Consider the following 22,386-nt stretch of genomic DNA (forward strand, 5'->3'; position numbering starts at 1 on the left):
ATCTAGGAAAAGCTCGTGTCATCCCGATGACGTCCGTGTTTCAGTACGTTTCTTCGCATCGGGCCAGCGCTCAAGATTCGCAAGCCTTTCCCGGCACGAAGCGCCATGCAAAAAGGGCCGATGCATTCGCATCGGCCCTGTGCAGAGAACATCGAAACGCCAGTCAGAACGCTGGCGCTTGCACGGCTACTGGCGCTTCTGATAACCAAGTCTGTACAGCAGCGGCAGCACCAACAGCGTCAGCACCGTGGACGAGAGAATGCCGCCAATCACCACCGTGGCCAGCGGCCTTTGCACCTCGGCCCCCGTTCCCGTGGCAATCGCCATGGGCACAAAGCCCAGCGATGCCACCAGGGCCGTCATCAACACGGGACGCAGACGCGTGAGCGCCCCTTCGGTGACGGCCTGTTCAACACCCATGCCCTGCTCACGCAGCGAACGGATATAGGCAATCATCACCAGGCCGTTGAGCACGGCCACGCCGCAGAGTGCGATAAAGCCGATGGCCGCCGAAATGGACAGCGGAATTCCGCGCAGCCACAGCGCCGCAATCCCGCCGGTCAACGCAAACGGAATGCCAGTGAAGACAATGAGACCGTCGCGTACATTGCCGAACATGGCAAACAACAGCGTGAACACCAGCGCCAGCGACACGGGCACCACGACCATCAGGCGCTGGCGGGCCGACTCCAGGTTCTCGAAGGTTCCGCCCCAGCGTGTCCAGTACCCTGCAGGCAACGCAACACCTTCGAGTTCCTGCTGAGCCTGTGCCACAAAGGAGCCGATGTCTCGCCCGCGCACATTGGCGCTGACAACGATACGGCGCTTGCCATCCTCGCGGCTGACCTGATTGGGCCCCGGTGCCAGCTCCACCGTCGCCACCGATGACAACGGCACAAAGCCCAGACGCCCGTCGCCGCCGCGCGGCAGCGCAATCGGCAGACGGCCTATGCTGTCCACATCGCTGCGCATGGCCTCGGGCAGGCGAACCTGGATGGCAAAACGTCGATCTCCCTCGAACACCGTGCCGGCTTCACGCCCGCCGAATGCCGTGCTGATGGCATCTTGCACATCGCCCATGTTCAGACCATAACGCGAGGCTTTTTCGCGGTCGATCTGCACCGTGAGCATGGGCAGGCCAGTGGTCTGCTCGACCTTGACCTCGGAGGCACCGGGGATCTTCTGCAGCATGGCGGCCACGGCCTGCGCGGATTTTTCCAGCTGAGCCATGTCATCACCGAAGATCTTGACGGCCACATCGCTGCGCACGCCCGAGATCAGCTCGTTGAAGCGCAGCTGAATCGGCTGCGAGAACTCGTAGTTGCTGCCCGGAATCTTTTCCACAGTCTCTTGTACGGCAGCCAGCAGATCGTCACGCGAGCGCGCCGGATCGGGCCATTGCTCACGCGGCTTGAGCATGATGTAGCCGTCCGAGATATTGGGCGGCATCGGGTCCGACGCGATCTCGGCCGTTCCGGTACGCGCAAACACACGCTCGATTTCAGGGAACTGCTTTTTGAGCTCGCTCTCGATCTGCATCTGCATCTGCACCGACTGCGTAAGGCTGGTGCCCGGTATGCGCAAGGCCTGAATCGCAAAGTCGCCCTCATTGAGATTGGGTGCAAACTCGCTGCCCATGCGCGTGGCCAGCAGCAGGCTCAGGGCAACGATGACGCTGGCCGCCGTCAACACCACTGCTGGTGCATGCATGACCTTGTCCAGCACCGGCGCATAGGCACGGCGCGCCCACTCCATCAAACGGTTTTCCTTCTCTGCCACCTTCTCGCCCATGAACAGCGCAATCGCGGCAGGGATGAAGGTGATAGACAGCAGCATGGCACCCAGCAGCGCGATCACCACCGTCAGTGCCATGGGGTGGAACATCTTTCCTTCCACACCGGTGAGCGCAAAAATGGGCAGATAGACCACCATGATGATGAGCTGACCGAACAACAACGGACGCCTTGCCTCCCTGGCTGCCGCAAACACTTCCTCGAAACGTTCGCTGCGGGTCAACGATCGGCCTGCTGCTGCCTGGGCATGGGCCAGACGGCGCACGCAGTTCTCCACGATCACCACCGCGCCGTCAATGATGATGCCGAAGTCCAGCGCCCCAAGGCTCATCAGATTGGCGCTGACGCGCATCTGCACCATGCCCGTGAAGGTGAACAGCATGGACAGCGGAATGATGAGCGCCGTGATCAGCGCTGCCCGCAGATTGCCCAGAAACAGGAACAGGATCGCCACGACCAGCGCCGCCCCTTCGATCAGGTTCTTCTTGACCGTGGCAATGGCCTTATCCACCAGATTGGTGCGGTCGTACACCGTCACGGCCTTCACGCCGGGCGGCAGGCTTTTGTTGATCACCTGCATGCGCTCATGCACCGCCTGCGCCACGGCACGGCTGTTCTCGCCAATCAGCATGAACACCGTACCCAGCACCACTTCGCGACCGTTGTCCGTGGCAGCCCCCGTACGCAGCTCGCGACCCAGGCCCACATCGGCCAGATCGCGCACGCGAATCGGCTGGCCTTGTGCCGACCCCACGATGACTTCGCGAATATCGGCAATACCCCCCACCTGTCCCGGTGCGCGGATCAGATACTGCTCGCCCTGGCGTTCGATATAGCCGGCACCCACATTGGCGTTGTTGCGCTCCAGCGCTGCGACGATATCGGCCAGCGTGAAGCCATAGGCCGCCAGCTTTTGCGGCTGGGGCGCCACCAGATATTCCTTGGCGAAGCCGCCAATGGAATTGATCTCAGTCACTCCCGCCACATTGCGCAGCTGGGGCTTGATGACCCAGTCCTGGATCTCGCGCAGATCCATGGGTGTATAGGGTGAGCCGTCGGGTCTGGTGGCGCCCTCATCGGCCTCCACGGTCCACAGATAGATCTCGCCCAGCCCCGTGGAGATAGGCCCCAGCGCAGGCGCGACGCCCGCCGGCAGGGCATCGCGCGCCTGTTGCATGCGCTCGTTAACCAACTGGCGTGCAAAGTAGATGTCCGTGCCGTCCTTGAATACCACCGTCACCTGGGACAGGCCGTAGCGCGACAGCGAGCGGGTCTGCTCCAGCCCCGGCAGGCCGGCCATCACGGTCTCTATGGGGAAGGTGACGCGCTGCTCGGTCTCCAGCGGCGAATAGCCGGGAGCGGAGGTATTGATCTGCACCTGCACATTGGTGATGTCGGGCACGGCATCGATGGGCAGACGCTGGTAGTTGTAGATACCCAGGCCCACCAGGGCAAGCGTGGCCAGCATGACCAGCCAGCGCTGGGCAATCGCAAAGCGGATGATGCGCTCAAACATTCAAACTCCAAATATCTTCATCTGCCCTGTCACACTGGCGCAATCCAAACCAGAGACACCGAGCAAGAGCCGCCTCGCGGCGGGGCCGCCCAGGCGAGGGTGTCGTCCCCCTTGGGGGCGCCGTGCAACGGGAAGGCGCGCCGCGCCTCAGGGGGTGGCTAATCAGTGCACATGCTCGGCCGTTGCCTTGCCAAGCTCGGACTTCAGGACGAAGCTGCCGTCCTTCACATAGCGCTGGCCTGTACTCAGGCCCTGCAGCACTTCGGTGTTCTGGCCATCGGTCTTGCCCAGCTTCAGGACCTGCGCCCTGAAGCCGCCGTCCACCGGCACAAACACCACGGGCTTGTCGCCGTCGATCTTCTGGATGGCCGCACTGGCTACCGTCACCGCCGCCTTCTGGCTGGATGCCGTCAGATCCACATTCACGAAGAGGCCCGGACGCCAGATGCCATCCGGGTTGTCCAAGGTGATGCGTGCCGGTGCCGTGCGGGTTTCCTGCCCTATCAAGGCGCCCACATAGGCCACCGTCCCCGTGGCTTTCGATTCAAAGGCCGTCGCATGCACAGTGGCCTTTTCGCCCACGCGCACAAAGGGCAGGTCGCTGGCGGCCACCTTCATTTCGGCCCAGACCGAACGCAGATCGGAGATGGTGAACACGGCCGTGCTGTCCTGCACGGCCTCGCCCACGGAAAGATGCTTTTCCACCACCACCCCATCGAAGGGCGCGCGCAGCTCGAATCGGTTCAGCGCCCCGGCAGAGCCTGAGCCGGCACCGATCGCAGCCAGCTTCTGCTGCGCATTGGCGGACGCGATCTCGGCCTCGCGCAGTGCCTGCTGGGCCTGCAGATAGTCCTGCTCGGCAGAGATCTTTTCCTGCCACAGCTGCTTTTCGCGCTGATAGGTGGTGCGCGCCAGTGCGAGACGCTTTTGCGCGGCCATCAGCTCGCTGCGCTGCTCGGATACCGCAGGGCTGGTCAGGGTGGCCAGCAACTGGCCCTTCTTTACCACCTGCCCCAGATTGGCCGCTACGCTCTCCGCCACGCCCGCCACCCGCGGCACCACATGAGCCGTCCTGTCCTCGTTGAAGCGAATCTCGCCCGGCAACTGCAGCATGCTGGCGATCAACGCAGGGCCGGCCTCGGCCAGCGCCACGCCCGCAGCCCTGGCACGCTCGGCATCGAGTTTGAGCAGACCTTCATCCTCATCATCGGCATGAGCGGATTCAGGCTTGGCTGCGGGTTTTCCGGTGCTTGCTGCCTGTTCATGCCCAGGCTCGCTGCCATGGTCATGCCCCTCTTTTTCGTCATGCTCATGCCCGTTCTTTTCTTCATGGGCATGACTCTTCTCTGCAGCACCGTGACCGTGGCCTTCGGCGCTTATAGCCGCCGGCTGCGTACCGTAGACAATGGCTGCAGCAGCGGCCGCACCGAGCGCCAGAATGATGGCGATGGCAATCGCCGTGCGGCGGGGCTTAGAGGATGTGGAATTCATGATACGTGCTTGTTCTTACTCAAGACCGGGCACATCGCCCAGTTGGCGGGTGATGTCCGCAGCCGCCTGATGGGTTGCCACCAGTTGCTCCAGATAGAGGCTGCGTGCCTCGGCCAGCGTGCGCTGGGCATCCAGCACTTCCAGATAGCTGAACTTGCCCAGGGCAAAGCCCTTGGCTGCGACTTCGTAAGCGGACTCGGCCGCCGGCAGGACCTGCTGCGCCAGTTGCTCGGCCTGGGCCCGGCTGGTCTGCAGTTGTTCACGTTGCTGCTGCAGCTGTGCGTACATTTGCTGGCGCGTGGCCAGCAGCTCATCCTCGGCCTTGTCGGCCAGACGCAGCGCCTGCAGCTGATTGCCGCGGTTGCTGTCCAGGATCGGCAGCGGCACCGAGACACCCACCACCAGCTGATTGCGTCCCACTTCCTGCGCACGCTTCATGCCCAGACTCACGCTGGGGTCAGGCAGGCGCTTGGCACGCTCGAGCTCGGCGACGGACCTGGCTTGAAAAACGGCCTGCTGCGCGCGCAGCATCTGCGGTGAATGCTCTAGCTTTTCCAGCACCAGGCCCTCATCGGGCAGCACAGGCAGTTGCGCCAGCTCTCCCACCGCGCTGCCAAATGCCGCAGGCTGCGCTCCCCACAGCGCCGCCAGCTGCTGACGTGCCACACGCAGACCGGAACGCGCTTGCGCCAGCGCCAGCTCGGCACTGCTCTCGGCCACGCTGGCCTTGGTTTCCTCCAGCGGAGCCACCTTGCCTGCCAGCACGCGCTTGGCCGCGGCATCGCGGGCACTGCTGGCAATCTCCAGCGTCCTCTGGTGAAGTTGCACGCGTTGCTGGCCGGCCAGCACATTGGCAAATGCCGTGCGCACATCGGCACGCAGACCAGCCTGCGCGGCCTCCAGCTCGGCCCTGGCCAGTTCGCGACCATGCCTGGCCGCCTTCATGCGAGCCTCGCGCTTGCCGCCGATCTCTATGGACTGGTTCCATTGCAGAGTCATGGACCTGGTTTCGCGGCGCGTGTCTTCCTGCGAATAGGCCAGCTCGGGGTTGGGTCTGGCGCGACTCTGGATCAGCGCCCCCTCGCTGGCCGCCAGGGCCTGCGCTGCCGCTCGCAGACCGGGGTTGTGCTCCATGGCCAGCGCCAGTGCGGCCTGCAGGCTGATGGGGGCGGCTGCCGCTGCTGTTGCGGGCGCAGTTTGTTGCGCCCAGGCACAAGGCACGAAAAGGCCCAAACCGCTGCCCAGCAACACAGCGGCCGCCTTGGTGATGAATGTCATGGTGATGCTCCGCCGGCATGCCTGCCCTTCCATTGGCAGTCTTGTGCAAGCGGAGCAAATCTAGCCTCGCGGCCCCCACAGGGTTCTGACCTCAAGATGACAAATTTGTCATCTTCGCAAACGACCGACTTGCTCGACAATCTGCGCATGAAGCTTCTAGTCATCGAGGACGAAACCAAACTCGCCGAATACCTGCAAAAAGGCCTGGGCGAGGAAGGCTTTGTGGTCGATGCCGCGCACAACGGCATTGACGGCCTGCATCTGGCCACCGAGCAGCCCTACGACCTCATCATTCTGGACGGCATGCTGCCCGGCATAGACGGCCTGGCCGTGCTGGCGGCTCTGCGCCAGTCCCGCCAGACGCCAGTGCTCATGCTCACGGCCCGCGCCCAGGTGGAGGACCGCGTCAAAGGACTGCAGGCCGGCGCCGATGACTATCTGGTCAAGCCTTTTGCATTTTCAGAACTGGTGGCCCGCATTCATGCACTGCTGCGCCGTGGCCTGCAGGCCCAGGCCACGCCCGAAGCCACTGTGCTGCGCATGGCCGATCTGGAGCTGGATCTGCTGCGTCACCGCGCCATGCGTGCCGGCCAGCGACTGGACCTGACGGCCAAGGAGTTCAATCTGCTGAGTCTGCTGCTGCGGCGCCAGGGCGAAGTGCTGTCGCGCACCGAGCTGGCCTCCCAGGTCTGGGACATGAACTTCGACAGCGAAACCAATGTCGTCGAGGTCGCCGTGCGCCGCCTGCGCCTCAAGCTCGACGCGCCGTTCGAGTTGCCCCTGCTGCACACGGTGCGCGGCATGGGCTATGTGCTGGAGCTTCGCCTTGATGCCTGATAGCCGGTGCTTACCATTCGCGTAGAGCGATCAGTTCCTCCACATCCGCCTCTTCAAAACCATAAGCCTTGGCAATGGCCTCGAAGTCAGCCGCAATGCATTCACGTGCCGCCGTTTCTAGCTCGCTGCCCTGCTCTTCGAACTCCTGCTGAAGATCGTTGAAACGCTCGGTCGCAGCGTGGGTCAATCGATACAGCTGCTCCAGATTCTGCGGCTTTTGCTGCTCTATCTGCAGGCAGAGTTCTCTCAGAATATCCTCGCCCTTGCGAACCAGTTCTTCAGGGAAATAGCTGTCCTCGTACATCTCCAGCAAGAAGGTGTAGTTGTTCATGATGGCGTTACCAAGACTCATGGTCCGTTCCTTTTTCCAGCAAACCGCAAACAATGAATCTTCCAGCATAGCAGCCACTCATGACCGCTGATCACGTCTCTCCAAGCACTCCTCAGATCCCGAACCTGAGCCGCCGGCTGTCGCGCTCGCTGGCCCTGCAGACCATGCTGGGCCTGGGCCTGGTCTGCGTGGCCGTGTACTGGGGCAGCTGGCTGGCACTGGCCCAGCGCCAGCAGGAAAGCCTGGAGCAAAAGCAGGTCACGGTGACGCATCTTCTGCAACAGGCGCGTGCCAACCGCTCCGCGTCCAGCATGCAGCACATGTTGTCCGACTTTCTCACGGGCCACGAGGATATGTCGATCCGCGTCAGCTATGCCAGCGGCGCGCTGCTGTTCGAGAAACTGCACCAGCCCCTGGACGATGTTCACAGCGCACGGCGCAGCTTCAGCGTCGTGCTGCCAGCCCATGTGGATCCGCAGGAGCAGCAGCTCGTACAGGTGCTGCTGATGCTGGACCGCCGCCCCGACGATGCCCTGCTGCGCCAGCTGGCCTGGATTCTGGGCCTTGCTGCCGTCAGCGGTGCTCTGCTGGTGTCGCTGTTCAGCGCCTGGCTGGTTCGCCGCGGGCTGGCGCCTTTGCATTCGCTGGTGGAGCAGACCCGGCAACTGGGCGCCAAGGATCTCACGCACGACTGGCAGACCAGGCTTGACGACAGCAACCAGCCCCAGGAGCTGCGTCCGCTGATTGCCCAGTTCAACGCGCTGCTGGAGCGGCTGGCCGTGGCCTACCGCCAGATGGAGGCCTTCAACGCCGATGTCGCCCATGAGCTCAACACCCCGCTGACCACGCTCATCAGCAGCTGCGAGCTGGCTCTGCGCAAGCCCCGCGATGCGGGCGAGCTGCGTGACATCCTGGCTTCCAATCTGGAGGATCTGCAGCGCATGGCCGGCATCGTGGCGGACATGCTTTTTCTCTCTCACGCTGATCGCGGCGAAAGCGCGCACCGCATTCAGGTGGCCAGCCTGGCCAGCCTAGCGGACGAAGTGGTGGAGTATCACGAGGCCGCGCTGCAGGAGGCTGATCTGCAGGTGCGGGTGCAGGGCGATGCGCAGGCCCAGGTCGATGCGCGATTGCTGCGCCGGGCGCTGTCCAATCTGCTGGGCAATGCCACCCGCTATGCCACGCCGGGAAGCTGCATAGAGATACAGATCAGCACGCCGCAGGCCGGCCAGGTCACGCTGGCGGTGCAGAACCAGGGTCAGGCCATTGCCGCAGAACATCTGCCCAGGCTGTTTGACCGCTTCTACCGCTCGGACGCAGCGCGCAGCCAGGCCGATCGCAACCACGGCCTGGGCCTGTCCATCGTGGCCGCGATCGCGCGCATGCATGGCGGACAGGCGTTTGCACGCTCCGGCCTGTCTATCACCAGCATCGGGCTGAGTCTGCCTGCGGGCCAGGATGCACAAGCACGGGCGCCTGTTTCATCCGGCAACCGGGCGTAAAAGCCGATGAGGCCCACACGCAGCACCGAGCAGGGATGACATGGAGCTGCGCGGTCAGGCCGCAAGATGGCCGGCCGTGCATCGCTGAAAGGAAACACCATGCATTGCTTGAGAAACGCTGCCTGCCTGGTTCTGGCCGCCAGTGCCGGTCTCGGCCTGCCCGCTCTGGCTCAGGGCCGGATTCCCGATATGCAGCAGGCCGGCGCGCTGCGCTACAGCTGCGGCGGCATAGGCGAGGACGAGTCCACGCTCATGCGCGCCGCGATGAAGGACTACCCGCTGTCGCTGCTGTTTGCGCAAAAGGACGGTGCCTATCTGGCCAATGTGGCGGTCGAGATCAGCTCCGGCAAGGACAGCAGCCGCTTCACGGCCAACGGCCCGGTCTGCCTGATCCAGCTGCCTGCCGGCAGCTACAAGATCACCGCCACCACCAGGGAGGGCGTAAGCAAGACCCAAACGGCAGAGATCGGCAAGGGCCCGCATCAGCTGGACTTCCGCTACTAGCGGCAAGCCTACCCGCAGGCACCGGCAATGCCCCGGGGCCGTCCAGGGGAGATGCACGCGGTCGCGCTCCGCGAGGCCAGGCAATGAGGACAATAACAGCCATGTCCCAAGATCAAGACGCATCCACCTATCAGGCCCATCTGCAGGCCGGCAACGCGCTGGTGCAGCAGGCCCAGAAGATTGCCACGCAGGACTTCGAGCAGGCCCGCGCCTTCTGGCAGGCAGCCGGCAAGGAGTTCTATCTGGCGCACAAGGCCGATATGAGCGAGCCGGAAGCCGCCTTTCGTTTGGCACAGGCCTGGATGGCCGAGGCCCACGCCTTGCAGAAGGAGGAGAACCGGAACGCGCTGGTCATGTGGGCCAACGCCGCTGCGCAATGCGAGCTGGCCTTCGACCTGGAGCCCGAGAACGGCCGCATCGCCATGACTGCCGCCAGTTGCCATCTGTTCGCCGGCCAGGCCGATGCCGCCAAGGCCTGGCAGCTGATTGGCAAGCAGTTGCTGCCGCCCGAGCCTTCGGAGCCCGCTGCCTGATACTTTTGATAGCTTGCTGCGCATGAAAATAAATGGTTTCAATGCTTTTATGCATTGAAACCCTTTATTCATTGGCGAAAGCAGCTATTAACTTTGCTATCTTTCGCGGAGCCTAGCGCTCGAGTGCAGCGCGAATCTGCTGCGCATTGGCCCGCATGGCCTGGGGGCCGCTGCTGCCCAGCAAATACCAGAGCTGCGGATCAACGAACACCAGTTGCTGCTTGCGGCCTGCACGCGTGTTCTTGATGGTGTCGTTGTCGAACAGCACCTGGGAAGGAACGACCGGCTTGCCATCCTTGTCCTTGGTGCTGCCCGTGCCCGCGTTGCGGTCGATCACGAACAGCCACTCGGGGTCAATCCTGGCGATATCGTCCATCTTCAGCGCAATGCCGCGCGCCTGCGCCGGATCTGCGGGCAGGGCGGGCTTGATGCCCAGCACGTCATGCAGCAGACCGAAGCGCGAGCCCGGCGTCTGGGCGCTCATGTTTTTGTTGACGGCCAGCACCAGCAGGCCTGGCGCGGCCTTGGCCGCGGCAGCGCGGGTGGCTTCCACGTCGCTGCGCACCTGCTGCATGAGCTGCGCGCCCTGCGCCTGCTTGTCCCACAGGCTGGCCAGTGCGGTCACATTGCGCTGCATATCGCCGAGCAAGTCCTTGCCCGAAGTGCTCAGGTCCAGTGTCGGTGCGATACGGCTCAGCGCTTCGTACTTGCTGGCCGAGCGGCCGGCCACCACGATCAGATCAGGGCGGATGCGGCTCAGCGCCTCGTAGTCGGGCTCGAACAGCGAGCCCGCCACCTGGTAGCGGGCATCGGCGTAGCCCGTCAGATAGGCGGGGAAATGAACCTTGGGCACTCCCGTCACCGGCAGCTTGAGCGCCTGCATGGTGTCCAGCGAAGCCAGGTCGTAGACCACCACGCGCTGCGGCGCCAAAGGCAGCTCGGTCACGCCCCTGGCATGCTGGACCTGGATGCGGGCGGGTTGGGCCGCAGATGACAGGGACTGCGGCGTTTGCGCCCAGGCGGTGCCGGCCATCGCCAGCAGTGCCAGGCTGGCGGCGCGACGGCTGATCAGTTGTTGCATGAAGAACCTTGAAAAGCAAAACAGAAGAAAAGTCAGCAGCCCTTGCCGCGAATCCCAGCAACGGCTGCGCTGACGAGGATCAGAACTTGACGTTCATGCCCAGCCAGTAGCGGCGGCCGTCGAGCACGGTGTCGTAATTGACGCCGTCATAGATGACCTGCTTGTCCAGCAGGTTGTAGATGCCCGCGTACAGCGTGACGGTCTTGTTGAGCTTGTAGGAGCCGCCCAGATCCAGCATGGTGTAGCTCTTCTGGGTGAAGCTGCCCGAGGACGCTCCGCCCGTGGGTGCGCTTTCCTTGCCGCGGTAGGATGCCTTGAGCCAGCTGTTGAGCTGGGCCGTGGGGCTCCAGTCCAGCGAGACATTGAACAGATGGCGCGGCAGCTGGTTCAGCGGCATGCCGGCAAACTCGCCGCTCTTTTGCTCGGACTTGGTGAAGGTGTAGTTGGTCTTCAGGCGCAGCGTCTTGCTCAGCTGAGTTCCCAGCGAAGCCTCCAGGCCACGCGTGATGGCGTTGTCCACATTGATGTTCGTGGTGGGCACGCGGCCCGAGCTGTTGAGCGGGCCGCAGCTGGGGCAGGCCACTCGGGTGATCTTGTCCTCGAACTCGTTGTCGAACACCGTCAGCCCTGCCGTGGTGCCGGCGCCGCTGTCGTAGAGCACGCCGATTTCCTTGGTCAGCGAGGTTTCGGGCTTCAGATCGGGGTTGCCGTAGATATTGCCGCCACGGCTGCTCTGGCCCCAGTCACCCACGGTCTGACGCAGCGACGGCGCACGAAAGCCCGTGGAGACGCCGCCTTTGACCGTCCACTGCGGGGCCAGATTCCACACGCCATACAGGCGCGGGCTGACCTGGCCGCCGGCCTGGCTGTCATGGTCGTAGCGCAGGCCGCCGGTCAGTGCGAAGTCCTTGTGCAGACGCCATTCGTCCTCGGCAAACACGGCCCACTGGCTGCGGTTGATGCTGGTGCGGCTGGCATTGGGCAAGGTGTTGGTGGTGGTGTCGTTCAGGTCCTGCTCGTTGTAGCTCACGCCCGTGGTCAGCAGATGGCTGGCCCCCAGCGGCGCCACCCAGCTGCTGTTGAACACCGTGTTCTTGATGGTCATGTCGCGCGACAGATTGCGCGTCTTCTCCTGCTGCAGATAGGTGTCCGAGGACGCCCAGCCCCAGCGGCCCTTGTGCTGCAGCGAGAAGTTGTCGCGCTCGAACTTGCGGTCGCTGAGTGCGGCCGTGGCCGCCAGCGTCTTGCCCGGCGTCGAGGTGTAGTGCTGCTTGCCCGTGCCCAGCTCGGCAATGATGTCGTGGTCCTTGTTGGGCGTCAGCGCCAGCTTGACGTTGAGCGCGCGATTGTCGTAGTCGTTGTAGCCGTTGAGGATGTTGTCCTCGCCGCGCTTGTTGTAGTTGCCGTAGATGCTCAGGCCCAGCAGATCGGTCTGTATGGGGCCGGACAGATAGAAATTGCTCTGGTAGATATTGCCCGAAGACGAGCGTTCCTGCAGCGTGGCTTCGGTGCGAATGGAGCCCATCCACTCTTTGGCCACCTTGCGCGTGATGATGTTGATCACGCCCCCCATGGCGTCCGAGCCGTAGAGCGAGGACATGGGGCCGCGCACCACCTCGATGCGCTCGATCGCCTCCAGCGGCGGCACCCAGCTCTGGTCGGTGCCGGTGGAGCCGTTGGCCTGGGTTTCGCGGGTATTGGTGCGCTTGCCGTCCACCAGGATCAGGGTGTAGTTCACGCCCATGCCGCGCAGGCTGATGTCGTTGGAATTGTTGTCCGAAGGCACCAGATTCACGCCTGGCACGTCGCGCAGCGCATCATGCAGATTGTTGTAGCTGCCTTTTTCCAGCTCTTCGCGGGTGATGACGGAAATCGATGCCGGCGCATCCTTGATCTCCTGCTCGAAGCCCGAGGCCGTGACCACCACGGTCTCCAGAGATTTCTCCTGTGCCGCCGTCAGCCCGTGGGTCAGCAGGCCTGCTGCAGCCAGCGCCATGCCCAGCACAGGACGCAGCGACCGGCGGGTGGTGAACAGAGGACGGAAAGACGAAGATGCGCAGGCCATGGCCAGGCCTGCAGCAGCGGCTGCATGAATTTGCATGATGAGTTTGGAAGAAGATGCACATCGACCAGACACGGCTGCGCCTCATGGCCAAAGCCACGAACAGCAGGTGCAGGTCAGCGAAGCATTCGCGCTGTTGGAGTGATGAAGAAGGCAATCACGATCTGCGCAGAGATCGTCCTGGCTAAACCATGCAGCTGGGCATGGCGGCATGCAGTCATTCAATGTGCATGCCTGGCTGAGTCAAAGATTACCGCAAGGTCTTATTGTTGCGAATAATTCTCATTGTAACCACAACCAACAGGCCTTCCAAAGATTTTTTACTGTTAAGTACTTTGACAAGGACGCTAACCAGCGCCAACTGGCACCGGCATGCGGCTCATAGAGCTTTATCCCAGCCAGGCCAGCAGGCTGCGCCACAGGGCCGCGGCATGCGAGATGAGAAACAGCAGCAAACCGATGGCGCCGCCCACCAGCGTGCCGTTGATGCGTATGTACTGAAGATCCTTGCCGATATGCGCCTCGATCAGCGTGGCCAGTTGCTCCGCATCCCAGCGCTGCACCGTGTCGGCAATATGTCTGGCGATGAACTGCGAGACATCGGGAGCCAGCGTGGTCGCCCAGCGCTTGAGGCGCTCGTTCATGGAGTTGCGCAGCGCCTCATCATGCGCCAGTGCCTGGCCCAGCCAGCGCCCCATCACGGCTGCACGCCGAGCCATGGCCGAGTTTTCGTCGGCCAGATCGCGCTCCAGCCTGGTGCGCCAGCCTGCCCATAGCTCGCGCAGATAGACGGCCAGCTTCTCGTCATGCAGCAGATAGTTGCGCAGTTTTTCTACTCTCTCGGCGTAGACCGGGTCGTTCTGCAGACCGTCGATCAGGCGCTGTATGGAGCTGTCGAAGGCCTCGCGCAGACGGTGGCCGGGGTTCTGGGCCACGTCCTGCAGCAGGCTGTCCAGAGCGCTGGCGATCAGACTGGCGCCCTTGTCGCTGAGCCAGTCCGTAGGCAGCATTTTTTCCTTGATCGGGTGCTCGCGCTTGAGCCAGATCACGATGGTCTGCGCGATCAGCACATGGGTCTGCTCCTGGCGCAGCACGCGGCTGATGCGCGCCAGCACATCGTCGAGCACCTCCTGATGGCGCCCGCCCGCCGTCAGCCCCGACAGCAGCGATGCCGCCGCGCGCGACAGATCCACATGCTGCATCACGGCCTTGAGCGACTGGGTCAGAAACTTCTCTACCTGCTTGTCCTGCACCATCTCCAGCGCGGCCAGCGCCAGTCGCGCCACCTGCCTGCCCAGCAGCTGGCTGTTGGCCGGAGCCGTCAGCCAGTCCGCCAGCGCCTGGGCCGGATTGTTGCGCTCGATCAGCGCCACCAGCGAGGGCGCGTCGAGAAACTTGTCGCGCACGAAAGTGGCCAGGTTGCGGCCTATGCGATCCTTGTTGCGCGAGATGATGGCCGTGTGCCGCCCCACCAGCGGCAGCGGAATATGACGAAACAGGGCCGTCACGGCAAACCAGTCGGCCAGCGCCCCGACCATCGCCGCCTCGCAAATGCCGCGCAGACAGACCAGCCATAAAGGCACGGCCTGCCCCTCTATGGCCCAGCGCGAGCCGGCCAGCGCAGTGGCAATGAAACCTGCGGCCACCAGCAGCAGCAGAACCAGCGGCATGCGCTTGGCCTGCTGCAGCGAGCGACGTTGTTCAGACGTGAGCATGCGCTAGAGCATACGGCCTCTCGGCCCGCTCGTCTGCAGCCCAGGGCTGCCGCCAGCATCGGACGGGTCAGCCGACCTTGACGTTTGCCGTGAAATCAGCAAGCCGAGGGTCCTGGCTCCAGGGCCACCAGCTTCTCTCAAAGCGCACATCAATGGGCAGGCGGTTGACGCGGTGCTCGGCAGGCAGGGCCTGCAGCGGACGCAGCTTGACCACCACCGCGGCGCTTTGCGACTCCATCGGGCCCACGCGCTCGGCCGGGACACGCTGGGTTTCCGAGAAGACCTCATCGACCTCGGCCGGCACCTTCTGCCCGTCCAGAAAGACCAGCGTGGCCTTCTGGCCCTTGCGCGCGTACCTCAGGTGCTGGGGCGTCAGATAGGCCTGGACCCAGGGCGCCTTGCGCGTCTGCAGCACCATCAGCTCGTCTCCGGCCACCACCCATTCGCCGGCCTTGACGAAGCTGCGCACCACCTGCGAGGGCACGGGCGCCATCAGATCCGCAACCGGCGTGATGTTGCCGGCCTGTGCCAGACCGACAGCCTGACGCGTGGCCGCAGCATCCTTGGCCGCCTGCAGATACAGGGCGCTCTGCTGCTGGCTGGCGACCAGGATTTCGCGCTGGGCGCGGCCAACCTCGGCCTGTGCCTGCAGCATCTGCAGGCGTGCTGCGTCCACTTCCTGGCGCGTGGCCGCGCCCTGGCGGAACAGCTCATCAATCTGCCGCACGCGATCCTGCATCAGAGACATGCGGCCCTGCACGGCCTGCAGACTGGACTGCAAGGCCTTTTGCTGGCCCTGCAGATCCTGGCGCTGCATCGCATAGGTATGGTCCGCGGAACTGGCCACCACGTCGGCAGCCTGCACCGTACCGGCCGCTGGCGTGGGCACCTGCTTTTGCACCACACGCAGCACGCGCTCGCCCTGCTCAGTGGCCTGCCCCTCCGGGGCGACTTGCTCCACCTGGCCCGTGATCGGTGCACGCACCACGACCTGGTCGATGACCACCATGCCGGGCGAAGCCCGCAGCACCGTACTGCTCACGGTTTTGTAGACAAAGTACAAGGGTATCAGCAGCACAATGCCCAGCACCAGATACCAGCGCCAGCGCGGCACCTTGCGCTTGACGTTGTCGTACTTGACGGGAATGCCATTGCTGACTTCCGCCGAAGCCGGCGGAGCATTGAATTGGATCTTCACGGTTGAGCCTCCATATAGTCTTCCCAGGACTGCACGACGACGCCTTTGAAACCGGGCACCGTCCGCAGCGCTTGTGCCACGCCCTGCCAATGAACCAGTGCCTGGCGCCTGCCTATGCGAAACAAGCTCTCTTCCGAGGGCAATTCCTTTTCAATGCTTTGCGCCACGGCCAGGTCCAGCCCCTGAGGCATGGGCGGCAGCTGCTTGATCGCGTTCACCGTGCTCTGCGCATTGGCGCTGTAGATCATGGGCACGACTTCCTTGACACCGGCCTTCTGCAGGGCCTGTAGAAAGCCGGGTTCGCGCAGTTCGCGGTGGTGGGTCGTCAGCGAGACCGGCAGGCGGCTTTGGGCCACCGCCTCCTGCAGGCTGTCGAGCACATTGCGGCCCCAGTCCTTTTGCTGTACCTCGGGCAATTGGCTGCGCTCCAGATCCAGGTGGACCATGCCGAACGGCATGGATTGCACCTTCTGCAGCAGCGCCAGCATGTTGCCGCGCCCCTTGGGCAGCACCCAGGTCGGCTCGCCCAGCAGCAGCTCCAGCCGGATGCCGCGCTGGCGCGCACGCTGCGCCAGCTGCTCCAGTCCCTGGCGAGCCTGCTCGTCGGCCGCCAGGCGCTGCAACTGCTCTTCGGTGAACGACACCAGAAGGCGCTGCGTGCCTTGCGGCAGCTGGTCGATGCGGGCCGGCTGCTGCACCCATTGCCAGCCTTTCCATGCATACCAGCCGGTTCCCGCAGGTGCGGCTGCTGCAGCGGCTGCAGCGGGTTTGGCAACGCCCGCTTCCTCGCTGAGCCTGGTCTGCTGCGCCACTGCTACCAGTCCGTCAGCACCCACTGCGGAAGCTGCGGCACCAGTACGCTGCAGCACCGCAGCCTGCAGCGGGTCGTCGCTACGCACCTGCAAGCTGCAACCACGCGTGTAATACAGCATGTCCATGGCCGCCAGATCCTCTTCTTCGGCGGCGCTGATATAGCGCACCGCCGCCTCGTAGCGGCCGTTGTCTGCCTTGATGGCCTGCACCATGCCGTCACCGCCGAGGCTGGGCGCGCGCAGCTGCGCCACACGCAGCCCTTCGGTGGCCGCTGCATAGCGCTGGGCCCTGCTCTTGAGTTCGACCTGGCTCAACCTGTACTGCTCCAGCACGGTCTGCTGCTCCAGCTGCAGCTTGCCCTGGGTCTGCGCGTATTGCTCGGCCGCCTCGTCATACTGGCCCTGCAGTTTGGCCGCCATCGCATCCTTCTGACTGCGCCATTGCAGGGGGATGGACACATCCACCGCCACGGCCGTCGCATGGCCGGGGCTGCCGCCGAAATCCTTGCTCAGGCTCTGGCTCAGTTGCACGCCGCCCGTCACTCCGCCATAGCGCGTGTGCCGGGCCTGCTCCCGCAATCCTTCCATCGCATAGCGTGCAGATTCCAGCGCGGGATGCGTGTTGAGCGCATCCTGCAGCATGGCCGGATTCATGCAGGTCTGCGGCAGGGCCAGAGCCGGCACCGACTGGGCGCGCAGACGGCGGCCGGTCAAAAAGCCCATTTGCTGCAAGGCTGCGCGCTGCACTTCCTTCTCCTTGGCCACGCGATTCTGCGCGGCTTCGTAGTAGCCCTGCAGGTCCAGCCCTTCAGAGCGCAGCATGTGGCCGCCAGCCACGCGCTCCTGCAGCCTGCCCTCGATCTGGGAGCGCGTGGACAGATAGGCCCGTGCTACCTGCTCGCGCTGCTGGCTGCGCAGATAGCGCACATACAGCCGTCCCAGCTCCGTCACGGCCTGGGCCTGCAGCAGCTGGGTCTGCGCGGTACTGCTCAGTTGCTCGGTCCTGGCCTCCTGCACATTGCGCCGGCGTGCTTCCTCGGCGCCCAGAAAACTCCAGCGCAGACCAGCCTGCCCCGACAGGCGGCTGTAGTTGCGGTTCAGGGTATCCGTCACCGGCTCCTTGGCGCGTGCCAGGCCGGCAGCCGCGATAAGCCGTGCACCGTTGTCCGACTCGACCAGCTTGAGGTTGCTGCCGGCCACATGCTCCTTGAGGCGCGCCAGCCGCACGGCTGGCCCCTGCTCCGCGCTCCAGGCCTGCAGGTCGGCCCAGCTCCAGGGCTGGCCCGTGTCGGCGGAAGCGACAGGAGCACGCGCCTCAGACGCTGCGGATACGGCAGTGGCAGTCTGCGCGCTCGCGCTTGTTCCCAGCATGGAAGCCAGCAGGCTGACGCCTATCAGGCCGCTCAGGGCACGGACGCGGTGCGGCCCACCCGGCAGGTAGTGAAGGGGAAATGGTTTCATGCGTTGGTTTTTAGAATTTGTTCTTGCGCAGCACCCAATTGGGCGCCATGGACGAGTCCAGGTGCGAATGGGTCAGCGCTTCCACCAGGATGGCGTAGCCGCTGTGCACCCGGGTCACGAAGGCAAAGAGAGGAAACAGCGGCAGGTACGGCAGATAGGACAGGTCCAACCGGATGCGCTCCGACACCGTGGCCAGATAGACCAGGTAGTAGGCCAATAGCAACAGCAGATAGCCCAGGTAGACGAAAGCCAGCGTGCCCAGCACGATGCCCAGCGGCTGGATGAACAGCAGCATTGCCAGCGATCCCACGATCAGATAGGGCAGCACCAGCTGCATGAGCAGGCCGTTGATAAGGGTGAAAAGGAAGTTCGGCCACCCCAGCAACGAAGGCCGCAGGTTGAAACGGTACTTGCGCACGAACAGGTAGTACATGTCCCCGTCCCAGCGCAAGCGCTGCTTGAAGAACACGCGCCAGGATTCCGGTGCGTCGGTATGCCCCATGGCATGCGGCTCGAACTTGATGCGCATGCCGCTGTAGCGGCCGAAGTACTGCTTGATGCGCAGCGTCATGTCCAGGTCCTCCGCCGTCCCCGCGTCCCAACCGCCAAGGTGCCGGACCAGCGAAGTCCGGAACACTCCAAAGGCACCCGAGATGTTGTTGACGATGTTGAACTCGGACAGGCCCGTTTTGCCACCGCTGATGGAGAGCATGTATTCCAGCCCCTGCATCTTGGTCACCAGGTTTCTGCCCTGGTTGCGCACACGCAGATTGCCCGCAACCCCCGCCACCAGTGGATCGTCGAAGTGGCGTGTGGCGTTCTCCACCATGTCGTTGTCGAACGAGGTATCGCCGTCCAGTGCCATCACCACGTCGCCCGTGGCCAGCGTCAGCCCCGCATTCAGCGAAGACACCCGGCCGCCGCGCTGCCACTTGGGCAGCACGGTGACTTCGCGCCGCCCCTCGGTACCTTCCCAGCGTTTGGCCTCGGACAGTGCCGCATGCAGCGTGTCGCTGTTCTTGATAGCTCCGTCGATGATCGGAATGATCTGGATGCGCCCCGCATAGCGCTGATTCACCAAGGAGCTGATGGTCTTGCGCACATCATCGCCTTCGGAATAACAGGTGATCAGGCAGGACACGGACGGGTATTGCAGGCGCCGGACCGGAACACGCCAATGGCGCAACCCGTAGCGCAGCATCCCGCCGACGACCAGCACATAGAACGGCAGCTCCAGCAGGACGATGAACGGGAACAGGTTGAATGCCTGATCCCATGCGCCCCGCGTGCTGAAGCTGTGCGCCAGCAGCAAGAAAGATTCCACAAACTGCTGCCACATGGTCAGGCCTCTTGCAGCGTGTCGGCCTGCATCTTCCGCATCAGATTGCTCGCGGACGGTGCTTCGCTGCCGTCGTTCATGGCCTTGACTTCCATGCTACGCAGGTGCACCGACAGGGCCAGGCGCTTGGCTTCACCCTCTTCCTCGGCCAGCTTTTCCATGGTTTTCTCGATGCGGCTTTGCAGGCCCTGCGGCATCGTGTATGGCAGGATCACCCACAGGCTGTGCTCATCCACGCGGGTAATCAGGTCGGACTCGCGCAGCTGGGCGTTCAGGCGCACGGCGAGTTCGTCCAGCAGCTCGGTGATCTGCCAGGGGCTGAGTTGCTGCGCCGGTAGCCCCTTGTGCTCGAGCTCCATGCGCATCAGGTGGAAGCTGAACTGCGGGTTTCGCGCCTGGATGTCGCTGGCCCAGCCCAACATGCGCTTGAACCCCTGCGGGTCCACATAGTTGCGCGCCTTCAGCGGCGGGTAGGCCTCGCCCACTCCGCCATTGCGCACAGCCTGACGCCCACTGGCGCTCAGCATCAGCGTGGCGACTTCACGCACCTCCAGCTCGTCGGGCGTGCTCGTGCGCGCACAGTCCAGGCAGCGCGCCTGGACCATGGAATCGACCGATGAGCGCTGGCAGCTGCGGCAGTGGTACTGGGCCAGCGGCTTGTCGTAGTCCACGCCGATGTGACGCAAATGCACATGGCATTTGGGGCAGTCCAGCGCACCGCCTTCAACGAACTGCGATTCGGCGCCGACATGGCCGCAGGCAAAGCAGTGCAGCATTGACTCGCGTCGGATGTCCAGGCTCTGGCAATGCGGACATACGTCCACGAAATGGATGTGCGCGGAGCCGCAACCCGAGCACAGCCGGGTGCGGTCCACCAGCCCCTCGGAGCGCAGCAGCCCGCGGCGGCGCAGCTCCTCCAGCGCCTGGGACACGCTCTCCTGTGCGCAGGCCAGTTGCTCCGCGACCGGATAGCGGTAGAGCTGGTCGCTGTCGCGGTCGAGCAGCGGCCGAAAGCCCGTCTGCGGCCCGCGTTCGTAGAGGAAGTACAGCAGACGCTCCTCCAGCCCCAGCACATCGCCAGGATCGGGCAGCATCTGGCGGCGCAAGGCCATGCCCTCGGTGATTTCGTGTGCCCGCTCCACGCTGCACAGCGCATCCACGTACGGCTGCGCGTCGCGCAGCGCCGGTTCCGCAAAGACCGGCAGGCTCCACCAGTCGCTCTGGCGGGTGCGATTGAGCCATTTGCGCCAGACCTGGTGCGGCACGGCACGCAGATAAATGCCCTGCGGCTGTACACCGGAGTGCATCAGCGCATCCAGATCCTGATAGGAGACAGATCGCTCTGACTCAGGGACGGCTGTGGTGAGTGGTCCCAGAAAAACCAAGCCTGCCTTGGTGCGGATGGCTGTATCCATCAGACTCTCCTTTGTTGCGCGCGCCGGGCTGCACAAGCTCGGGGCGCTGTTTCGGAGAGCTCATTTTTCGGTTTGGAAGTGAAGCTTCGACTACCGTTTTCATAGCTTTTAAACTTTGAAAACCAAGTTGCCTTTGGCAAACAAACAGGCTGTACAGCCGTTACGCTACATCCACATACAGAGTTGGACATTCACGCTGTTCCTGCCTTATCAATTCGGGTTTTCATCAACCCGAACTTCCCTTGGGCCTCTCGGGGTGACAACGCAAACCGACACAAAAAGTCACCATCGACACACATGAGCAGCGACTCTGCGGAAACTGCATGCAGACATGTAAAACCGAACCAGCCATCTGGCGCACGCACAGGTAACATTTGCGGCAGTCAATAACCCCAGGAATTGCCAAAAGTAGTCCAACAGCTTGTTTTCACGAAGGAAGAAAAGCAGGGACTCATGGCATGAGCTCACCTGACTAGCCAGCAAAGCAGAGGACAATAGGCGTTTTTGGATCCGCACGATATGACCGACATACAACGCCCCGAACTGCCCGATCACCTGTCCATCGACCCTCGCAGCCCTCACCATGTGGCCGCCGTGTTCGAGCACGACATCGGCATCCGCTTCAACGGCAAGGACCGCTTTGACGTCGAGGAATACTGCGTGAGCGAGGGCTGGGTCAAGGTGCCCGCCGGCAAGACCCTGGACCGCAAGGGCAAGCCCCTGTTGATCAAGATCAAGGGTACGGTCGAGGCGTATTACCGCTAAACCCAGTCCCCGTGGCCGCACAACGCCTGAACAAGCGCCAGCTCAAGCGTGAGCTGAATGCCGTGCGGCCATACTCTCGCAGCCAGATCGCCGATGGACAAAGGCAAGAGGCCGGGCTGCGACACAGAATCACGGAGGGCGAGCTGGGATGGTTGATGCCCGGGCTTCCGCTGCCTTGGCAAACCTGGGTGCAGCAGGTGCTGCGACCCGAAGCCATCGCTGTACAGCCCGCGCTTTGCAGCAGCTTCGTTTTAGGGATGGACATACCGCTGCTGCAACGCTTTGCCGCAGAAGTGCCAGAGTCCAACAGACTCTATGTACACAGCCTGAGCGATGCTCAAGCGCTGGTCTTCGGCGATGCAGGGCACTGCGTCAAGGCCACCTTGCAGCAGGGGCAAATCAGCGACTGGCAAACCAGTCCCGCGGAAGCCTCCGAGTCTGAAACACGATTGCGCACAGCAGACGCCACGGCTTTGCATGCTGCATGGCAGTGCTTTGCTCAAGAGATGGATTGCCCCGCCAACCTGAGCCAGTTCCGCGCACAAGTGTTTGATGCTGGTCTGCAGAGCCAGCGTCTGGTCTGCATTTCACCCATCACGCTGGATTGGATGGATCACTACGCCAACATCCACGCCGACTGCCGCTGGTTCAATGGTGTCAGCCGCATCCTGGATGGCAGGGAAATCATTCACACCATAGTGCATGGAAGAGACTGAAGACTTGAGTTCAAGCCTTTTCAGCCTCTACCCCTTT

General features: G+C 63.4%; 17 protein-coding genes. 6 read left to right on the plus strand and 11 right to left on the minus strand.

Annotated features, from left to right (window positions below):
- Positions 1 to 186: 186 nt before the first annotated feature.
- The 3 genes from CSE6_RS11090 to CSE6_RS11100 form a co-directional block, all read right to left on the minus strand.
- Positions 187 to 3,309: an efflux RND transporter permease subunit gene (locus CSE6_RS11090; RefSeq protein ID WP_059440549.1), complete on the minus strand. Its 3,123-nt coding sequence runs from the start codon at positions 3,307 to 3,309 to the stop codon at positions 187 to 189.
- Between the two features lie 162 nt (positions 3,310 to 3,471).
- Positions 3,472 to 4,800 (minus strand): efflux RND transporter periplasmic adaptor subunit, encoded by a 1,329-nt coding sequence (locus CSE6_RS11095; RefSeq protein WP_045838804.1) that lies wholly within the window; start codon positions 4,798 to 4,800, stop codon positions 3,472 to 3,474.
- A gap of 15 nt (positions 4,801 to 4,815) precedes the next feature.
- Complete coding sequence (locus CSE6_RS11100; protein WP_059440550.1) at positions 4,816 to 6,078, minus strand: TolC family protein; 1,263 nt, start codon at positions 6,076 to 6,078, stop codon at positions 4,816 to 4,818.
- 147 nt (positions 6,079 to 6,225) lie between these two features.
- Between CSE6_RS11100 and CSE6_RS11105 the strand changes: the two genes are divergently transcribed.
- Complete coding sequence (locus CSE6_RS11105; RefSeq protein ID WP_059440618.1) at positions 6,226 to 6,915, plus strand: heavy metal response regulator transcription factor; 690 nt, start codon at positions 6,226 to 6,228, stop codon at positions 6,913 to 6,915.
- A 10-nt stretch (positions 6,916 to 6,925) separates the two neighbouring features.
- Here the strand turns inward: CSE6_RS11105 and CSE6_RS11110 are convergent, their stop codons facing one another.
- Complete coding sequence (locus CSE6_RS11110; RefSeq protein ID WP_059440551.1) at positions 6,926 to 7,267, minus strand: DUF5713 family protein; 342 nt, start codon at positions 7,265 to 7,267, stop codon at positions 6,926 to 6,928.
- Between the two features lie 59 nt (positions 7,268 to 7,326).
- Here CSE6_RS11110 and CSE6_RS11115 point away from each other — a divergent pair, with 59 nt between their 5' ends.
- The 3 genes from CSE6_RS11115 to CSE6_RS11125 all read left to right on the plus strand — a co-directional run bounded on the left by CSE6_RS11115 (position 7,327) and on the right by CSE6_RS11125 (position 9,785).
- Positions 7,327 to 8,748 (plus strand): heavy metal sensor histidine kinase, encoded by a 1,422-nt coding sequence (locus CSE6_RS11115; protein ID WP_034354937.1) that lies wholly within the window; start codon positions 7,327 to 7,329, stop codon positions 8,746 to 8,748.
- A gap of 99 nt (positions 8,749 to 8,847) precedes the next feature.
- Positions 8,848 to 9,252, plus strand: coding sequence for a hypothetical protein (locus CSE6_RS11120; RefSeq protein ID WP_238585683.1), 405 nt, complete (start codon positions 8,848 to 8,850; stop codon positions 9,250 to 9,252).
- A gap of 101 nt (positions 9,253 to 9,353) precedes the next feature.
- Positions 9,354 to 9,785, plus strand: coding sequence for a hypothetical protein (locus CSE6_RS11125; protein WP_034404495.1), 432 nt, complete (start codon positions 9,354 to 9,356; stop codon positions 9,783 to 9,785).
- A 112-nt stretch (positions 9,786 to 9,897) separates the two neighbouring features.
- Here the strand turns inward: CSE6_RS11125 and CSE6_RS11130 are convergent, their stop codons facing one another.
- The 7 genes from CSE6_RS11130 to CSE6_RS11160 all read right to left on the minus strand — a co-directional run bounded on the left by CSE6_RS11130 (position 9,898) and on the right by CSE6_RS11160 (position 20,868).
- Complete coding sequence (locus CSE6_RS11130) at positions 9,898 to 10,866, minus strand: siderophore ABC transporter substrate-binding protein (RefSeq protein WP_059440552.1); 969 nt, start codon at positions 10,864 to 10,866, stop codon at positions 9,898 to 9,900.
- Positions 10,867 to 10,945: 79 nt separating this feature from the next.
- Complete coding sequence (locus tag CSE6_RS11135) at positions 10,946 to 12,967, minus strand: ligand-gated channel protein (protein WP_059440553.1); 2,022 nt, start codon at positions 12,965 to 12,967, stop codon at positions 10,946 to 10,948.
- A 350-nt stretch (positions 12,968 to 13,317) separates the two neighbouring features.
- Complete coding sequence (locus CSE6_RS11140) at positions 13,318 to 14,643, minus strand: DUF445 domain-containing protein (RefSeq protein ID WP_059440554.1); 1,326 nt, start codon at positions 14,641 to 14,643, stop codon at positions 13,318 to 13,320.
- A gap of 67 nt (positions 14,644 to 14,710) precedes the next feature.
- Positions 14,711 to 15,841, minus strand: coding sequence for an HlyD family secretion protein (locus CSE6_RS11145; protein WP_034377321.1), 1,131 nt, complete (start codon positions 15,839 to 15,841; stop codon positions 14,711 to 14,713).
- Entirely contained in the window at positions 15,838 to 18,114 is a 2,277-nt protein-coding gene (locus CSE6_RS11150; RefSeq protein ID WP_059440555.1) for a TolC family protein, read from the minus strand. Before CSE6_RS11150 ends, CSE6_RS11145 begins: the two co-directional genes overlap by 4 nt.
- 10 nt (positions 18,115 to 18,124) lie before the next feature.
- Complete coding sequence (locus tag CSE6_RS11155; RefSeq protein ID WP_034377322.1) at positions 18,125 to 19,453, minus strand: glycosyltransferase family 2 protein; 1,329 nt, start codon at positions 19,451 to 19,453, stop codon at positions 18,125 to 18,127.
- Positions 19,454 to 19,455: 2 nt separating this feature from the next.
- Complete coding sequence (locus tag CSE6_RS11160; protein ID WP_034354963.1) at positions 19,456 to 20,868, minus strand: hypothetical protein; 1,413 nt, start codon at positions 20,866 to 20,868, stop codon at positions 19,456 to 19,458.
- A 519-nt stretch (positions 20,869 to 21,387) separates the two neighbouring features.
- On the opposite strand from CSE6_RS11160, the gene CSE6_RS11165 reads away from it, so the two are divergent.
- Together CSE6_RS11165 and CSE6_RS11170 are read left to right on the plus strand one after the other, a co-directional pair.
- Positions 21,388 to 21,633, plus strand: a complete 246-nt coding sequence (locus tag CSE6_RS11165) for a DUF3297 family protein (RefSeq protein ID WP_034354964.1) — start codon at positions 21,388 to 21,390, stop codon at positions 21,631 to 21,633.
- A gap of 11 nt (positions 21,634 to 21,644) precedes the next feature.
- A complete protein-coding gene (locus tag CSE6_RS11170) occupies positions 21,645 to 22,349 on the plus strand; it encodes a hypothetical protein (protein ID WP_034354966.1) in 705 nt (234 codons plus the stop codon).
- Positions 22,350 to 22,386 lie beyond the last annotated feature (37 nt).

Origin of the sequence: Comamonas sp. E6 (assembly GCF_001010305.1) — a bacterium.
GTDB classification, from domain to species: Bacteria; Pseudomonadota; Gammaproteobacteria; order Burkholderiales; family Burkholderiaceae_C; genus Comamonas; species Comamonas thiooxydans.

Coding starts and splice junctions, on each gene's coding strand:
- CSE6_RS11090 (WP_059440549.1), bottom strand. CDS start 3,309: ATGTTTGAGCGCATCATCCGCTTTGCGATTGCCCAGCGCTGGCTGGTC.
- CSE6_RS11095 (WP_045838804.1), bottom strand. CDS start 4,800: ATGAATTCCACATCCTCTAAGCCCCGCCGCACGGCGATTGCCATCGCC.
- CSE6_RS11100 (WP_059440550.1), bottom strand. CDS start 6,078: ATGACATTCATCACCAAGGCGGCCGCTGTGTTGCTGGGCAGCGGTTTG.
- CSE6_RS11105 (WP_059440618.1), top strand. CDS start 6,226: ATGAAGCTTCTAGTCATCGAGGACGAAACCAAACTCGCCGAATACCTG.
- CSE6_RS11110 (WP_059440551.1), bottom strand. CDS start 7,267: ATGAGTCTTGGTAACGCCATCATGAACAACTACACCTTCTTGCTGGAG.
- CSE6_RS11115 (WP_034354937.1), top strand. CDS start 7,327: ATGACCGCTGATCACGTCTCTCCAAGCACTCCTCAGATCCCGAACCTG.
- CSE6_RS11120 (WP_238585683.1), top strand. CDS start 8,848: ATGCATTGCTTGAGAAACGCTGCCTGCCTGGTTCTGGCCGCCAGTGCC.
- CSE6_RS11125 (WP_034404495.1), top strand. CDS start 9,354: ATGTCCCAAGATCAAGACGCATCCACCTATCAGGCCCATCTGCAGGCC.
- CSE6_RS11130 (WP_059440552.1), bottom strand. CDS start 10,866: ATGCAACAACTGATCAGCCGTCGCGCCGCCAGCCTGGCACTGCTGGCG.
- CSE6_RS11135 (WP_059440553.1), bottom strand. CDS start 12,967: ATGCAAATTCATGCAGCCGCTGCTGCAGGCCTGGCCATGGCCTGCGCA.
- CSE6_RS11140 (WP_059440554.1), bottom strand. CDS start 14,643: ATGCTCACGTCTGAACAACGTCGCTCGCTGCAGCAGGCCAAGCGCATG.
- CSE6_RS11150 (WP_059440555.1), bottom strand. CDS start 18,114: ATGAAACCATTTCCCCTTCACTACCTGCCGGGTGGGCCGCACCGCGTC.
- CSE6_RS11155 (WP_034377322.1), bottom strand. CDS start 19,453: ATGTGGCAGCAGTTTGTGGAATCTTTCTTGCTGCTGGCGCACAGCTTC.
- CSE6_RS11160 (WP_034354963.1), bottom strand. CDS start 20,868: ATGGATACAGCCATCCGCACCAAGGCAGGCTTGGTTTTTCTGGGACCA.
- CSE6_RS11165 (WP_034354964.1), top strand. CDS start 21,388: ATGACCGACATACAACGCCCCGAACTGCCCGATCACCTGTCCATCGAC.